The organism is Myxococcota bacterium, from assembly GCA_041389495.1.
Lineage (GTDB): Bacteria > Myxococcota_A > UBA9160 > UBA9160 > UBA4427 > JAWKRT01.
Genome location: JAWKRT010000002.1, coordinates 22,916 through 39,145, shown reverse-complemented (window position 1 = coordinate 39,145; position 16,230 = coordinate 22,916). Strand labels below are relative to the sequence as shown.

Sequence of the window (16,230 nt, the reverse complement as noted above, 5' to 3'; positions counted from 1 at the left end):
GCCGCGACGGTGCGCGGGCGCGGCTGCCGTCCGCGCTCGCCGCCGCGGTCGCGCTCGCCGCCGCCGTCGCCGGCTGTGCGTCGACGGCCGAGCGCAAGCAGGCCGCGATCTACGGGCCGACCGAGAGCGTGCTCGAGGTCGTCGCCCTGCTCCGTCGCCACGTCCCCGACGACACCTACCGCTTCCCGCCCGCCACCGACTTCACGGGCCGCAACGTCTACCGGGCGTCGCTCCTGCGGCTCGAGAACATCGAGCGCATCCACGCCGAGAGCCTGCGCGCCGGGCACCTCGACGGCGTGATCGCCTTCTCGAAGGCGCGCGCGCTCGAGCGCCTGCGCGCCTTCGACGTCGCGGCCGACGCCTACCGCCTCGCGGCCGAGCGCGACGCGACGCTGCGCGACGACGCGCTCGCGAGCGCCGCGGCCTGCGACGCGATCGCGGGCGCGCTCGCGCACGGGCCCGAGCCCGCCGACCCGCTCGCCGCCGACGCCGCGGTCGCGCGCCCCGACGACGCCGAGCGCGTCACCGCCGACCTCGACGAGCGCGTCGCGCGGCTGCGCGTCGCGGTGGAAGGCGCGCCCGCGCACTACCGCGCGATCGTCGCGGAGGAGATCGAGCGCGCCGACGTCGCCCGCGCGAGCTGGTTCGAGGCGATGCGCTTCGCGCTGCCGGACGGGCACCTGCGCGCGGTGGCCGAGCGCCAGCGCGTCGTCGAGCGACACGCCGCGAGCCACCGCGCGCTGCGCCACACGATCGAGCTCGCGAACCTCTACGCCGCGCTCGCGCGCGAGTACGTCGCCGCCGTCCCGCCCGAGAGCCTGCGCTTCGACCCGCCGAAGCTGCGCGAGCTCGTCGACGCGGCGACGCAGCTCTACCAGCGCGTCGCCGCGCACGACGGCGCACCCGAGAAGCTCGAGGCCTCGCGCGAGCTCGAGGCCTTCCTCGCCTTCACGCTGCAGGTGGACCGTGACCGCTTCGTCCCCGACTGAGATCCCGTCGCGCGCGCGGAGCGAGCGGCCCGCGCGGCGCGCGGCGGCGGCGGTCGCCGCAGTCGCCTCGGCGCTCGCGTGCGCGAGCCCACCGCCCGCGCCCGCGCGTCTCCTCGAGCCGCTCTCGCGCGCGCCCGCCGTCGCGCCGACACCGGCCGACCACCTCGCGGCGCGCCTCGCCGCCGCCGCGCTCGTCGGTCGCCGCGACGACGCCGCGCGTCTCCTCGACGCGCTCGAGCGGGACGCGGCCGCCGCGCGCGAGGGCGCGCGCGCGGCGAAGCGGAGCAGGGGCGAGGGGCGCGTCATCGCGCGCAGCGGCGAGCGCCGCGCCCTCGTCGCACTCGCGAGCGACCTCGCCGCATCCACGCTCCCCGACGAGCGCGCCTATCGCGACGCCGCGCGCGACCTGCTCTCGCGCGGCGACCTCGACGAGGCGCTGCGCGCGCGCCTCGAGCAGGCGGTCGCCGACGACCCCGTCGCGCTCGCGCGGGCGCGCCTGCGCGACCGCTACGAGGCGCTGTGGGCGGACACGTTCAACGCCGTGTCGGCGCCGCTCGGACGCTCGCTCCTCACCGGGTACGCGACCGCTCCGCTCGAGCTCTCGATGAGCGCCGTGCACTGGGTCGCACGCTGGTTCGAGCGCCCGCCCGTCGGCCTGTTCGAGCGTCAGGCGCTGCGCCACTGGGACGACTACCTCGCGCGCCATCCCGATGCGGCCGCAACGCCCGAGGCCCGCGGCTGGAGCGCGTGGGCGGACGGCGTGCGGGCCGACCTGCGACGCATGCAGCGCGACCACTTCGCGGCGGCGGCCGAGCTCGCGCTCGAGCACGCGCAGCCCGACCTCGCGCGCGCGCAGATCCAGCGCGCCCGCGCGATCGCTCCCGGCGCGGACGCTCCCGGCGCGGACGCTCCCGGCGCGATTGCTCCCGGCGCGGACGCGGAGCTCGACGCGCTCGACGCGCGGGCGGCGGACGCGGTCGCCCGGCGCACCGCGCTCCGCGCCGCGAGCCTCGAAGCGCCCGACGCGCTCGACCCGCACTCGCTCGGCAACGACGCCGCGCTGCTGCGCGCCGTCTGGGTCGAGCCGGCGCCCGCGCTCGGCCTCCGGCTGCGCGCGCGCCTCGACGCGGCCGCCGCCGCGCGTGCGGCGACCGCGAGCGAGCTCGACGCCGCGCGCTTCGCGCTCGCGACGACGCAGCACGAGCAGGGGGCGGAGAGCGCGGCCTGGGCCGCGCTCGACCGCATCGCCTCCGGCGATCCGCAGGCCACGACGGTCGCGCGCCACGCGGCCGCACTCGTCGCGAGCCCCTGGCAGAACCCCGATCGCGCGTTCCACGCGGAGAGCGCGCGGAGCGTGCGCCGCGCGGTCGCGACCGAGATCTTCGGTCGTTATGCGAGCGGGCCGCGCTACCGCGCGCTGCCGGCCGAGGTCGCCTACCTGATCGACGCGCCCGTGATCGCGCAGACGGCGCTCTCGACGCCGTTCCGGCTGCTCCTCTCGCCGCTCCAGGGCGGCCCGCGCCCCGACTGGCGGCGCGGCGCGGCGATCGCGGCCTATCGCTACCTCGAGCGCTTCCCCGACGGCGAGCACGTGCGCGAGCGCGTCGAGTGGCTCTTCGAGTACGAGGAGGACCGCGAGAACGCCCTCGGCGCGCTGCGCCTCGCGGACTGGATCCCCGACTTCGACGCCGAGCGCCGCGCCGAGCTCGCCGAAGAAGCGGCCGCGCAGCAGCTCGATCGCGCGGTCGACGCGCGCCGCCGCGACACCCGCGCGCAGCTCCTGCGCGGCGTCGTGCGCGAGTTCCCCGACTCCGAGGCCGGCAAGCAGGCCGGCCTGCGCGCGCGCGACGAACGCGAGAAGGGGACGCCGCAGCGCATCCGCATGACGCGCGGCTTCCTGGCCGAGAACCCGCGCATCGCCGGGCCGCTCGGGCTCGGCATCGACCCGATGCTGCTCGACGGGTCGCTCCACAACGGCGAGCTCCACGACGAGGGCGTGAGCTTCCTCGGCGGGCGCGTCGTCGAGCTCGCCCTCGTCGCGCAGAGCGGCGAGCCGAAGGACGAGCCCGAGCGCGTGCGCGCGCGCGTCGGCGCCGAACGGCTGGCCCGCACGGTGGCCCTGCTCGAGGAGTCGGCGCTGCTCGGCGTCGAGCTCGACGCGGACGACGCGCAGACCGTCGACGGCAGCCGCGACCTCTATCTCGAGCGCGCGCGCCTCGGGCTCACGGACGAGGTCGACGCGCGCCCGACCGCCGAGTCGACCTACGTCTACCGCGGCCTGCGCGAGCGCTACGGCCTCGTGCGCGGGCGCGAGTCGATCCTGCCCTTCGACCTCGTGCTGCAGGGCTCGCTCGGCGAGCTCGGCCTCGGCGCCTTCCCGCGCTGGCGGCCGCCGGAGCCGACGCCCGACGCGTTCCTCTATCGCTAGGCGCCGGCGCGCGCGGCGCTCAGAACCCGCGCGCGGCGAGCGACTTGTCGAGGTAGGCGACGTAGGTCGCGAGGACGCGGTAGGTCCGATAGTAGGCGTCCTGGTCGACGTCGTTCGGGTCGAGGTCGTACTTGCGCTCGGACACGACGCGCTTCGTGCTCTCGCCGAGCGAGTGCAGGTAGATGGTCGGGATGCCGTGCCACCGGAACGCGCGCGACTGGTCGTGGATCTCGCCGGCGCCGACGAGCCGCACGGCGCCCGTCTGCACGCCGACCGAGGTCGCCGCGCTCACGAGGTCCTCGAACAGGTTCGGGTCGCTGCGCTCCGTCCACGCGACGACGTCGCCGAGGCCCAGGAAGTCGAGCCACACCATCGCGACGATGCGCTCCGCGCGCTCCTCGTCGTCCGTCAGGTAGGCGAGCGACGCGTCGCCCTTGCGAACCGACGAGGCGAACCCGACGAGCTGGATCGTGAAGTCGCGCTGCTCGCGCGCGAGGCTCGCGTAGAGCGCGGGCAGCAGCGCCACCGAGGTCCACGCGTCGAAGAGCCCGCGCCCGCCGCGCGCGAGCACGTGGTGCGACGACACGACGATCGTCTCCGCGCGCCGGCCCGGGATCGTGCAGACGACGTTCGGCGTCGGCGAGCCGTTGAAGTGCTCGAGCGCGAGCCGCGGCCCATCGCAGCCGACGTCGCGGAACATCTGGACGAGCGTGTCGACGCGGTCGTCGCGCGAGATGGGCACCTGGTCGACGCGGAGCGCGATCGTCTCCGGCGGCTCGAACGCGAGTGCGACCTCGGTCTCGAAGCCGACGAGCGAGAGGTAGTTGCCGCGCGCGCACGCGAGCGCGAAGACCGACGCCAGCGCGGCCGCGAGCGACAGCAGGCGCCGCGCGCCGGGCGCGGGCTTCGTCCGAGCGGTCATGGGGGCTCCCGAATGCCGATGCGAGCGCCCGATTCTACCCCGCGCGGTCCGCAGCGTGTGCGCGCTCACGCCGCCGGTCCGCTGCCGCGGGCCGCTTCGCCCTGCCCGGCGGCGGCGGCCGCGTAGGCCGCGTCGAGCAGCTCGACCGGGTGCACGACGCGGGCGCGCAGGCCGCGCTCGCGCGCGCCCGCCGCGATCTGCATCGCGCAGCCCGGGTTGCCCGTGGCGATCCAGTCCGGGTCGGCGCGCTCGAGCGCGTCGAGCTTCGGCGCGAGCACCTGCCGCGACATCCCGGGGTGGGTCAGGTTGTAGACGCCCGCGGCGCCGCAGCAGGCGTCCCGGCCCTCGTGCTCGAGGAGCACGAGCCCGGGCACCCGCGCCAGGAGCCGGATCGGCGCCGCGTCGACGCGCTGCGCGTGGACGAGGTGGCACGGCGCGTCGTAGCAGCAGGTGCCGTCGAGGTGCGCGGTCGGCGCGCGCAGCCCGACCTCGTCGAGCCACTCGCACACGTCGCGCACGCGGCTCGCATAACGAGCGCCCTCCGCGCCGATCCAGTGCTCGGCCTCGCGCATCGCCGCTCCGCAGCCCGCCGAGTTCACGATCAGCGCGTCGAGCTCGCCGCTCTCGCCCACGAACGCCTCGGCGTTCGCGCGCGCGAGGCCGCGCGCCGTGTCGAGGTCGCCCGCGTGCGCGTGCAGCGCGCCGCAGCAGCGCTGCGCGCGCGGAACGACGACGTCGAACCCGTTGTGCGCGAGCACGCGGATCGTCGCGCGATGCACCTCGCCGAACAGCTCGCCCATGATGCAGCCCGTGAAGAGCGCGACGCGTCCGCGTCGCTCGCCGACGGCGGGCGTGTGCGCCGGCAGCGGCGCGCGGGCGCGCGCCGCCGGCACGCGCGGCGCGAGCGCGAGGCGCTGCCCGACCGACGCGGGCAGGAGCGCGGACGCGAGCCGGTCGAGGCGCGCGCGCTGCGCGGCGCCCGCGAGCGACACCGCGGCGCGCAGCACGCGCGGCCGCGCGACGACGTGGCGCAGCAGCGCGCGCTCGACGCGCGAGCCGAGGCCCGCGTGCGCGCCTTCGCGCACGAGCGCCGCGCGCGTCTGCTCGAGCAGCGCGCCGTACTCGACGCCGGCCGGGCACGCCGTCTCGCACGCGCGGCACCCGAGGCACAGGAACGCCTCCTCCTCGAGCAGCCCCGCGAGCGGCACGCGCCCCTCGACCGCGCCGCGCATCAGGTACACGCGACCGCGCGGCGACGACGTCTCGCGACCCGTCGCGAGGTAGGTCGGACACGCGGTCAGGCACAGCCCGCAGTGCACGCAGTCGAGCGTCTTCGCATAGATCGCCTGCGCGAGGTCGGGCGGCAGCGGGCCGGCGGGTGCGGACGCCGCGCTCTCCGTCTGGGGCGGCGGCTTCGCGCCGTGCGGCGCGCGCGCGCTCACGGTCGTCCCGCCGCGCGGCCGACGTCGAGGACGCCGTGCGGATCGAACCGGCGCTCGAGCGAGCGCGCGAGGGCGAGCGCGATCGGGTCGCGGCCCGCGAGCCCGAACACGTCGCGCCCGGCCGCGGCGGCGAGCGGCAGCGACTCGAGGCGCGCATGCCCGCGGACGGTGCGCGCGACGCGTTCGACCTGCGCGAGCCGACTGGCGACGTCGCCGGGCGGGCCGGCGTCGAAGCGCCACTGCGCGTGCACGAGCCCGAGGCCGGCGTGGGCGACGAGCTCGGCGCCCGCAAGGGCGAGCTCGCCGAGCGCGAGCCCGACCGCGGACGGGAGCATCGCGATGCGCGCGCGCACGCCGTCGTCGCCGAGGCGCGCGTCTGCGCGCGCGCCGAGCGCGTCGATCTCGGACGGGTCGAGCGTCCGGAGCGCGCCGCGCGACGCGGCCCAGTCGAGGTCGGCCTCGACCGCGAGCGCGGGCCCCGCGAGCTCGGCGACGAGCGCGAAGCGCGGCTCGCCCGGCGCGGCCGCGACGAGCGCCGCGCAGCGCGCCGTCGCGCGGCGCGCGCACTCGAGCGCGAGCCCCGCCGCCGCGCTCGCACCGCCCGCGTCGTCGACCGCGAACGCGACGACGCGCTCCGGTCGCGGCCGCAGGCGCAGCCACGCCGCCTCGATCACGCCGAGCGTCCCGAAGGAGCCGACGTAGAGCTTCGCGAGGTCGAACCCCGTGACGTTCTTGACGACGCGCCCGCCGCAGCGCGTCCGCTCGCCGGAGCCGAGCACGACGTCGAGCCCGAGCACCGCGTGCTTCGGCGCGCCGAGGCCGAGCCTGCGCGGCCCGAAGGCCGCGGCGGCGAGCGCGCCGCCCACGGTGGCCGGGCCCGGCGCGTCGAGCGGCAGCTCCCACCCCTGCTCGCGCACCTCGCGCGCCAGCACGGCGAGCTGCGTTCCCGCGCGCACGCGCACGACGCCGTCCTGCGCGTCGAACTCCTCGACGCCCGCGAGCGCGCGCGTCGAGAGCGCGACGTCGACGCGCCCGAGCCGGTTGCCGAGCCCGTCGCGCGAGCCGCCGCCGCGCACGAGCGCGCGTCCGCCTGCCGCGCCGAGCGCGCGCAGGCACGTCGCGAGCTCGGCGCCGTCGCTCGGCGCGACCTCGCGCTCGACGCGCGCTCCCAGCACGTCGAGCGCGCACGCCGCGACGCGCCCCGCGCCGAGCGCTTCCTCGATCGCACGCGCGATCGGCCCGCCGCCCGCCTGCGCGTGCGTCACGAGAGCGGCACCGCGTCGTAGCCGCGCGCCTTCGGGTCCGCCTCGACGCAGAAGCGCGTCGTCGGCACGAGCTTGCCCGGGTTGCAGCGGCGCTCGGGGTCGAACGCGTCGCGCAGGTGGTGCATGGGCAGCAGGTCCTCGTCCGAGAACACGAGCTTCATGTAGTCGCGCTTCTCGACGCCGACGCCGTGCTCGCCCGTGATGACGCCGCCCGCCGCGACGCACAGCGCGAGGATCTCCTCGCCGGCCGCGATGACGCGCGCGAGCTCGTCCGGGTCGCGGCGGTCGAACGAGATGTTCGGGTGCAGGTTGCCGTCGCCCGCGTGGAAGACGTTCGAGAGCGTGAGGCCGTGCCGGTCGCCGATCTCGCACACCCGCTCGAGGATCTCGGGCAGCTTCGCGCGCGGCACGACCGCGTCGTGCACGAACAGGTCGGGCGCGAGGCGCCCCATCGCGCCGAATGCGCCCTTGCGCGCCTTCCAGAACTCCTGTCGCTCGCGCTCGTCGCGCGCGACGCGCACCTCGCGCGCGCCGCACTCCCGCGCCGCGCGCTCGACGCGCTCGACCTGCGGCCCGAGCGCGACGGCCGGGCCGTCGAGCTCCGCGATCAGGATCGCCCCCGCGTCGAGCGGCAGGCCCGCCGCGTACACCGAGCTCTCGATCGCGCGGATCGTGCGCTGGTCGACGATCTCGAGCGCCGCCGGCACGAGCCCGCTGCCGATCACCTCGCCGACCGCGCGGCACGCCGTCACCACGTCCGGGAACACCGCGAGCAGCGTCTCGACGCGCTCGGGAATCGGCGTCAACCGCACCGTCACCTCGGTGACGATGCCGAGCGTGCCCTCGCTCCCGACGACCGCGCCGACGAGATCGAGCCCCTCGCCGAAGCCCGTCGGCGACCCGAGCCGCACCACCTCGCCGTCGGGCAGCACCAGCTCGAGCGCGAGCACGTGGTTCGTCGTCGTGCCGTAGGCCAGCGTGTGCGGCCCGCCCGAGTTCTCGGCGACGTTCCCGCCGATCGTGCACGCCTGCTGGCTCGAAGGGTCGGGCGCGTAGAAGAGCCCGTACCGCCGCACTGCCTTCGACAGCTCCGCATTCACGAGGCCCGGCTGCACGACCGCGACCCGGTCGGCCACGTTGACCTCGACCAGCTCCTTCATCCGCGAGCACTCGACGACGACGCTCCCCTCGACCGGATGCGCCCCGCCCGAGAGCCCCGTTCCCGCACCCCGCGGCACGAACGGAACCCCCGCATCCCGACACGCCCGAACGACGCCCGCCACCTCCGACGTACTCGCCGGCAACACCACCGCCCGAGGCCGCACCCCGCCGAGCGTCAGCCCGTCGCACTCATAGACGAGCAGCTCCTCCTCCCGAGCCAGCACCGCCCCCGGCCCCACGATCGCCCGCAACAGCTCGACGAACCCATCCATCCCGCCCAGAGTAAGCCACCCCGCCAAGCGAAGCCGAGCGAGGCGAAGCCGAGCGAGAACACACCCACGCGCGGGAGCCGAAGGCGACCCGCGAGCGAGGCGAAGCCGAGCGAGAACACACCCACGCGCGGGAGCCGAAGGCGACCCGCGCCTTCCCCCGCGCGCACCTCGCTGCCCCTAGCGCGAGCGAATTTCGCGCGCTGCCAAGGCGGCGCGGCCGAAGCCGTACTCCCGTACGGCGAGGCCGCGCCAACGCCGGCAGCGCGCGAAAGGCGCCGCGCTAGGCGAGACCGAGACGCTCCATGTCGTCTTCATCGAGCCCGAGGTAGTGGCCGATCTCGTGGCGGACCGTGATCTGGATCTGGTCGATCAGATCCTCGCGGTCGAGGCAGACCTTCTCGAGGTTGCGCTTGAAGACCAGCACGCGATCGATGTCCTGGGGCTGGTCGGTGACGCTCGCGGCCGTGCGCGGGACGCCCTGGAAGAGGCCGAGGATCTGCGGAGAGAGGCTCTCGCGCGCGATCAGGTCGTCGCTCGGCCAGTCCTCGATGAGGACGGGGACGTTCTCGGTGTACTCGCGGATCGAGCGCGGCAGGTTGTCGAGGGCCTCGCGGACGGCCTCCTCGAACTCGGCGGCTTCCATCTCGACGGGCAGCGGGTAGTGGGCGGGGTCGAGCGCGTTGGCGCGCTCGAAGCCGGCCTGCGCGGCCGCCGCATCGCCCTGGCGCTCGGCGACGAGCGCGAGGTGGTAGACGGCGTGCGGCGAGTCCGGGTCCATGGCGACGGCCTGGTCGAGCACGCGGCGCGCCTCGTCGAAGCGGCCGAGCTCGAGCAGGATCTGCCCCTCGAAGGCGCGGTAGACGGGCTGGTCGGTGCCGGTCTTGATGGCGCGGCGCACGAGGAAGATCGCCCCCTCGAGGTCGTCGAGGTAGAAGAGCGCCTTCGACTTCAGGTAGTAGACCTCGGCCTGGAAGCCGCGGTCGGGGCGGGGCAGCTCGGAGCGCCCCGAGAGGAGCTCGTCGCACAGCTCGAGCGCGTGCTCGAACTCGCCGACCTCCTCGATCATCAGCTCGACGCGGTTGAGGTGCGCGGCGGAGAACTTCGGGTCGGCCTCGACGGCGCGCTCGAACTCGTGGAGCGCCTCGTCGATCCGGCCCTCGTCCCAGAGCAGCTCGCCGCGCCCGTTGTGCGCCTCGGCCCCGCCCGGGTGCGCCTTCAGCGCCTCGTCGAGCCAGGCGAGCGCCTCTTCCGTGCGACCGCCGTGCGAGGCCTCCATGGCCTGATCGAGGCAGTCCCAGTAGCGATCCTTGTCGTTCTTCATGGCACCGGGGAGCGTGTGGGGGGTTGCGGAAGGCATCCCCGAAGCCCGTACAACGCGGTCGCGCGCTCGCTCTTTGTTAGGGCCGGGGGTTGAATCGGCGGCAGCATAGCAGAGCTGTAACGGTCGAATGCGCGCGACACTCCGTCGAGCGGAGCGCGTAAGCCGCTGCCAGCGCTGCGCTTTTCGCAGTTCGCGCGCGAGCGCGCGCGAGGGGGACGGCCCTCGCGGAGCCGGCCCGCGCGACGCGCCGCGCGACCGGTCAGAGGACGAGTTCGGCGATCGTCCGCAGCACGTCGAGGTCGCCGCCGCCGATCGAGATGGTCGTGACGGGGCTCTCCTTCCAGGCCGCGAGCCGGTCGCGGATGCGCTCCTTCGGCCCGATCAGGCTGATCTCGTCCACGAACGCGTCCGGCACCGCCGCGATCGCCTCGCCGCGCTTGCCCTCGAAGAAGAGATCCTGGATGCGCTGCGCCTCCGCCTCGTAGCCCATGCGTCCCATGAGCTCCTTGTGGAAGTTGCGCTTCCGCGAGCCCATTCCGCCCACGTAGAAGCCGAGCGAGGGCTTCGCGGCCTGGATGGCCCCCTGCACGTCGTCGGTGATGTGGACGCCCACTGTCTGCACGATCTCGAAGCCGGGCTTCGCGGCGGCGAGCGAGTCGGCGTAGATCTCGGGCTTGGTCGGCGAGTACCAGAGCGGGAACCAGCCGTCGCACAGCTCGGCCGCCAGGGCGACGTTGAGCGGGCCCTCGGCGCCGAGGAAGATCGGCAGGTCGGCCCGCAGCGGGTGCGTGATCGGCTTGAGCGGCTTGCCCATGCCCCAGGCGCCCTCGCCCTTGTACGGCAGCGGGTAGTGCGGCCCGTCGTTCGCGACCGGCTCCTCGCGCTTCATCACCTTGCGGATGATCGAGACGTACTCGCGCGTGCGGGCGAGCGGCTTCGAGAACGGCTGCCCGTACCAGCCCTCGACGACCTGCGGCCCCGACACGCCGAGCCCCAGGATGACGCGCCCGTTCGTCAGGTGGTCGAGCGTGAGCGCGTGCATGGCGCAGTTGGTCGGCGTGCGGCCCGAGAGCTGCGCGATCGCCGTGCCGAGGCGGATGCGGCTCGTGTGCGCGCCGATCCAGGCGAGCGGCGTGAACGCGTCCGAGCCCCAGGCCTCCGCCGTCCAGGCCGACGTGTAGCCGAGCTTCTCGGCCTCGACGGCGCGCTCGACGAATCCCTGGTGCGGGGCCGCGCCCCAGTATCCGAACGTGACGCCGAGCTCGAGCGATCCGCCCATCTTCGTGTCTCCGTGCTTCCGCGTTTCCCACCGTCCGCGGTCGCGCGCGGATGCGCGCGGCCGGTCGCGGGCGGGGCGCGCCGTCTAGGGCGCGGGGGTGTACCAGATCGGCGACGTCCAGGCGCGCTCCTGGATCGTCTTCGGGTAGCGGGCGTCGCAGCAGCCGGCGAGCTCGGGCGGGACGTCGCCGGGCGCGCTGCAGTCGACGCCCTTCGCGTTGCAGATCCACGCGTGCCAGCGGCACGTCGGGTTCTCGACCACGCGAGCGTAGTAGAGCGCGTGCTGGTCGGCGGCGAACCCGCCGTCCTCCCAGACGGTGCAGAGCGAGCGGGCGCCCGCGCCGCGCGTCTCGCACGTCGCCTCGTCGACCGACGCGCCGTTGTCCGGGTCGCCCGCGACGTCGAGCACGCGCTCGCGCACCTCGCCGTCCTCGAGCCACAGCTTCACGATCTGGATGCGCTGCAGGTCGGTGCCGGGCGCGTCGGGCGTGCCCGGGTCGGCGAGCGCCGCGGCGACGAAGCGCGGCGCGGCGCCCGCGCGCGGCGGCGGCGCGAGCTCGCCGCCCATCGGCGCGCCCATCGCGTAGCCGACGGCCGCGACGTCGCGCAGCTCGCACAGGTCCGCGGGGTAGTCCCAGCCGCCGAAGAGCCGCACCTCGATGCGCGGCCCGCTCGTCGCATACGTCTCGCGCCGCTTCATCCCGGCGAAGAGCGCATCGCGCGAGTTCTCCTCCGCCCACACGACGGCGAGCCCGCCCGGGCTGAACTCGATGACGTCGGTGAGACCGGGCGGCACCTCGGTGACGGGCGGCCCGGCGCCGCCGTGGCCGACGTGGCCGCGCTCGTCGACGAGCCCCGGCGTCCCGAGGTGCGTGTCGGTGCTGCCGATCATGCCCATCGCGAACGGGTTCACGCCGAGCCGCGCGTGCAGCGCGAGGCCTTCGCCGAGGATCGTGCGGACGAAGTTGCGCGGCCCGGGCTCGCGCCGCGCGCTCTCGCGCTGCACGCCCATCATCGTGTCGTACGGCAGCTGCTCGAACGTGCAGAGCTCGTCGTTCGTGCCCGCACCGAGCCGGCACTCGGATTCGCCCTTGTGCTGGTACACCTCGACGAGCGGCTGCGCGCGCGCCTGACGCTCGGCCTGCTCGCGCGTCATGGGCGCGCCGTCCGCTCCCTCGAGCGGCCACATCTTCTCGGCCGAGAGGTTCGAGTTGTGCGGGATCACGACGACGTCGCAGCCCGTGCCCGCATCGGCGCACGTGCGGTCGAGCTCGCTCCACAGGAAGGCCGGATCCTTCCCCTCGACGAAGCTCGTCGGCACCTCGGGCACGCTCGCGTTCTTGAAGACGACGTTGCGGTGGAGGTTGCTCGCGTCCATGCCGCCCGAGCCCGTCCACTCGTAGGCGACGAAGCTCGTGAAGCGGCACGCGGCGGTGCGGTCGTAGGCCTGCTCGGCCGCGTCCTGCATCACCTTCCACGGCCCCTTCGCCGCGTCGAGGCAGTGCGCGCCGCCCTCGCCGCAGAACCCGTATCGCTTCGCCTGCGAGGCGCGCGAGTTCATCAGGTAGTAGGCGAGGCGCGGCCAGCCGCGATAGATGCGGCACGGCATCGAGCCGTAGCCGGCGAGGCCCGGCGTCCGGCAGATCGTCACCTCGCCGAAGAGCTCGCTGTGGTCGGTGACGGCGGCGAAGTCGAGCGGCCGCGCGAGCCGCACGCGACGCAGCGCGTTGCCGTCGCCGTCGTAGGGCTGGATGCCGAGCTCCTCGCCGCGCGCGAAGCGGTACGCGTCGGCCGGCGTGTTGCGCGTGTCCTGGGTGCTCGCGTCGAGCGAGTAGGTGGTGTGGACGTGCAGGTCGCCGAAGTGCGGCCGGCGGAGCGGCTCCCAGGCCGCGCACGGCTCGCGCTCCTCGCTGCGCGCGAACGGCGCGGCGCCGGCGGCGGGCGCGAGCACCGCGAGGGCGACAAGCGCCGCGAGCGCCACGAGCAGAGCGGACGCGCCGCGCGAGGCGGACGCGGGCCGTGCGGCGCGTCGGCGATGGCGCGCCATCAGTCGAAGATCCCGAACACGTTGGCGGTCGGGCCCGACGACGAGAACGGCGTGCGGTAGATCGGGAAGAGCGAGGCGACGGCCATCAGCGCGACGAGCGCGAGCACGGCCGCGCGCGGCAGCCGCCGCGCGAGCGCGCGCGTCGCGAACCACAGCACCGCGCCCCAGACGAGCGCCTGCCCGAGCATGGCGCCGCCGATGATGCCCGACATCGCATCGGGGTCGACGGCGAAGACGCTCGCCGTGAGGCCGCCGAGCAGCAGCAGGCGCACCGCCGGAGCGAGCCCGGGCGTGAGCACCGTGAACGGGACGGGGAGCAGCAGGAACGAGGCGGCGAAGAGCGCGAGGTGGGCGCGGCGCGGCGTCATCGTTCCACGGCCGGCGCCCGCACTCAGAACTGGATCTGGCCGCCGACGCGCCAGTTGATGTTCGCGGTCAGGCCCTGGTTCCTGTTGAGCGGCACGATGGCGTCGAACGCCAGCGCGACGCCCGGCGTGATCACCATCTTCACGCCGCCGCCGACCTCGTGGCGGTCGGCCACCTTGTCGTCGAACGGCATGCGGCCGAGGTAGTCGAACGACACGCCGAGCCACTCGAAGACCTCGGCGTCGAACCCGACGATCCACTCCGCCGCGTCCTGCCATGCCGGCCCGGTGCTGATCTCGACGCCCGCGTTGAAGTGCGGGTGCAGGCGCCAGATGTGCCACGCGCCGACGAGGTAGTTCGACGCCGAGAGCGCGCCCGTTCCCTGGAAGTCGTCCTCGATGCCCGTCGGCGGCTTGAGCTCCGACACCCACGCGACGTCGGGGATCAGGAAGCCGTCCGTCTTGATCGCGTGCCACTTCGAGCGGATGCGCAGGTCGCCGATGCCGACGGCGCGCTCGTTCTTCGTGTCGCGCACGGGGCCGCGGAAGCTCGGCCCCGGTGCATTGCCCGACGCCGGGAAGCCGGCGGCATCCGTCGAGGTCGCGGGGCGGCCGAAGGACAGGTCGCCCGGGTTGTTCGGGCACGCGAACACGAGGTTCGCGGGCAGCGTGAAGAGCCCGCTGTCACCGCCGGGCGGCGTCGCGAGCACGAGAGGGCTCGTGTTGTCGACGGAGCGGCAGAACGAGTGGGCGTTGATGCTGCGCTGCAGCGTCCAGCCCTGCGCGGCCGAGGACGGGTCGTACATCGCCGTGGCGCTCGCGTTCGCCTCGAAGACCGTCTGCGCGAGCGGCATCACGACGCCGATGTCCCAGTCGTCCGTGACGCCGTACTCGAGGTAGAAGTCGACGAAGTCCTGCTCGATCTTGAAGTCGATCGCGACGTCGATGAAGTCGAGCTCCTGGCCGCACGGATAGAAGCCGTTCTTGAACTCGAGCGTCGCGAGCCGCGGATCGCTCGGGTTGAAGCTCGGGCTGTTCACGTCGAGCGCCGGGTTGATGTCGCAGTTGCGGAACGGCTGCGACGGGTTCTCGACGAAGGCCGGGTCGGACGGCACGTCCTTGTGCGGGATGCGCGCCGACAGCGAGCCCAGCTTCGTGCCGTTGAAGCGGTCGTAGTTCAGCTGGCGGTAGCTGAAGCCCATCGCGAACTTGCCCTTGCCCATCGTCGTCGGGCGCTCCGCGAGCAGCGGGCCGAGCGCGCGATCCGCGATCTCGTACGTGTCCTCCTTCGTGTCGAAGAGCCACGTCGCGTTGAAGGGCGTGAAGCGCGGGCGCGCGGCCTCGCGGCCGATGTCCGCCGCCAGGCTCTGGAACGCGCGGATCGAGTTCTCGCTGAAGTCGTCGAACTCGTGCTCGCGCGGGAGGAAGAAGAGGATCAGGCTGCTCAGGCCCGAGTTGGGCCGCGCCATCTGGATGCCGTTCTCCTCGTCGCGCGTGAAGTACAGGGCGGACGGCGTCTCGAGGATGTCGCGCGCGAGCGCCGGCGACGCGACCGCCGCCGCGAGGAGCACGACGGCTCCGCGCGCGCAGAGTTGGAGGATGTACCGACTCACCATCCGCTCCTATCCATGTCCACCGCTGCCGAACGCGAGCGACCCGGATCCGCGCCGCGTCGCCCGCGCGCGCCGACCTGCACGGCCGACGTCCCACGCGACGTCCCATACTTCATCACGACTGTTCGTCATGAACGGGCGGGGTCTCCGGGGCCAGGGGCGCACAGGCTACCACCCGCGCCGCGCGAAAGGCCAGCGGAGAATCCCGCCGAACCGTCGCGTCGTCGCGCCCGAAGCCCTCGAACGCGCACCGGAAATCGCATCCGCGCGCGCGCGGCCGTTGGCGTTCGTCAACCTCGCGTGCGCGCGCGGACGACGGCGCGCAGGAACGCTGCGCGATCCGTCTCGTCGACCTTCGCGGCGCGCATGCGGTCGGCCAACGCGTCGCACGCGCGCGCGAGCGCGGCGCGCTTGCGGTCTTCGTCGAGCGACGGCAGCCGGCGCAGCGTCTGCCGCGCGAGCCGGAGCTCGTCCGGGCCGATCGCCTCGAGCTGCTCGCGGCTGAAGCGGAAGCGCGACAGATCCTCGCCGTCGTCCTCGATGCGGAGCGGCGGCGGCTCGCGATCGAGGCGCACGACGATCGTGCCCGCGACGAGGTCGCCGAGCCGCTGCGCGCGCTCGGTGGCGACGACGGCGACGAGCCCGACCAGGTAGCTCGTGGGCAGCGCGTCGACGACGCGCAGCAGGTTGCGCAGCAGCGACTCGCGCAGGCCGATGGGCAGGCCGTCGTCGCGCACGACGCGCAGGCCGACGACGCGCTTGCCGACCGAGCGCCCGCCCCAGGCGAGCTCGCACGACACGAAGTAGACGTTCTCGACGACGAGCTGGAACAGGAATACGGCGAGCACGAACAGCAGCACGACCGGCACGACCTCGTCCTGATCGCCGCCGTCGCCGACCGGGCCGAGCCACTCGCCGAGGGCCTCGGCGACCGCGCCGCCGCCCGCGACGACGGCGAGCATCAGCGCGAACAGCGCGAGCTGCACGAAGGCCAGCACCACCCAGTCGACCGCGTAGGCGAGCATGCGCGCACTCGGCCCGGCGAGCGCGAGATCGAGCCGCACCTGCTCGGGCGCCACGACCGACTGGTGGGTGGCGACGCCGCGCCCTCCGTTACCCTCGCTCAC

At 74.7% G+C, this 16,230-nt stretch carries 12 protein-coding genes; 2 read left to right on the top strand and 10 right to left on the bottom strand.

The window, feature by feature from the left end; translation table 11 throughout:
* Positions 1–128 precede the first annotated feature (128 nt).
* Both R3E88_10810 and R3E88_10805 read left to right on the top strand, forming a co-directional pair.
* Positions 129–989, top strand: a complete 861-nt coding sequence (locus R3E88_10810; protein MEZ4216957.1) for a hypothetical protein — start codon at positions 129–131, stop codon at positions 987–989.
* Complete coding sequence (locus R3E88_10805) at positions 967–3,417, top strand: hypothetical protein (GenBank protein ID MEZ4216956.1); 2,451 nt, start codon at positions 967–969, stop codon at positions 3,415–3,417. Before R3E88_10810 ends, R3E88_10805 begins: the two co-directional genes overlap by 23 nt.
* Before the next feature lie 19 nt (positions 3,418–3,436).
* Here R3E88_10805 and R3E88_10800 read toward each other — a convergent pair whose 3' ends face one another.
* The 10 genes from R3E88_10800 to R3E88_10755 all read right to left on the bottom strand — a co-directional run bounded on the left by R3E88_10800 (position 3,437) and on the right by R3E88_10755 (position 16,230).
* Complete coding sequence (locus R3E88_10800) at positions 3,437–4,339, bottom strand: hypothetical protein (GenBank protein ID MEZ4216955.1); 903 nt, start codon at positions 4,337–4,339, stop codon at positions 3,437–3,439.
* A gap of 65 nt (positions 4,340–4,404) precedes the next feature.
* Complete coding sequence (locus R3E88_10795) at positions 4,405–5,781, bottom strand: (Fe-S)-binding protein (GenBank protein MEZ4216954.1); 1,377 nt, start codon at positions 5,779–5,781, stop codon at positions 4,405–4,407.
* A complete protein-coding gene (locus R3E88_10790) occupies positions 5,778–7,046 on the bottom strand; it encodes an FAD-binding oxidoreductase (protein MEZ4216953.1) in 1,269 nt (422 codons plus the stop codon). The genes R3E88_10795 and R3E88_10790 overlap by 4 nt, the downstream gene beginning before the upstream one ends.
* Positions 7,043–8,479 (bottom strand): FAD-linked oxidase C-terminal domain-containing protein, encoded by a 1,437-nt coding sequence (locus R3E88_10785; protein MEZ4216952.1) that lies wholly within the window; start codon positions 8,477–8,479, stop codon positions 7,043–7,045. Before R3E88_10785 ends, R3E88_10790 begins: the two co-directional genes overlap by 4 nt.
* 280 nt (positions 8,480–8,759) lie before the next feature.
* Positions 8,760–9,800 carry a metallopeptidase family protein gene (locus R3E88_10780; GenBank protein ID MEZ4216951.1) on the bottom strand — a complete coding sequence of 347 codons (1,041 nt, stop codon included), beginning with the start codon at positions 9,798–9,800 and terminating at the stop codon, positions 8,760–8,762.
* Between the two features lie 259 nt (positions 9,801–10,059).
* Positions 10,060–11,079, bottom strand: coding sequence for an LLM class F420-dependent oxidoreductase (locus R3E88_10775; GenBank protein MEZ4216950.1), 1,020 nt, complete (start codon positions 11,077–11,079; stop codon positions 10,060–10,062).
* A gap of 84 nt (positions 11,080–11,163) precedes the next feature.
* A complete protein-coding gene (locus R3E88_10770) occupies positions 11,164–13,059 on the bottom strand; it encodes a DUF3604 domain-containing protein (GenBank protein ID MEZ4216949.1) in 1,896 nt (631 codons plus the stop codon).
* Positions 13,060–13,124: 65 nt separating this feature from the next.
* Positions 13,125–13,493: a hypothetical protein gene (locus R3E88_10765; protein MEZ4216948.1), complete on the bottom strand. Its 369-nt coding sequence runs from the start codon at positions 13,491–13,493 to the stop codon at positions 13,125–13,127.
* Positions 13,494–13,516: 23 nt separating this feature from the next.
* On the bottom strand, positions 13,517–15,103 hold the full coding sequence (locus tag R3E88_10760; protein ID MEZ4216947.1) for a hypothetical protein: 1,587 nt from the start codon (positions 15,101–15,103) through the stop codon (positions 13,517–13,519).
* 290 nt (positions 15,104–15,393) lie between these two features.
* Positions 15,394–16,230: an RDD family protein gene (locus tag R3E88_10755; GenBank protein ID MEZ4216946.1), complete on the bottom strand. Its 837-nt coding sequence runs from the start codon at positions 16,228–16,230 to the stop codon at positions 15,394–15,396.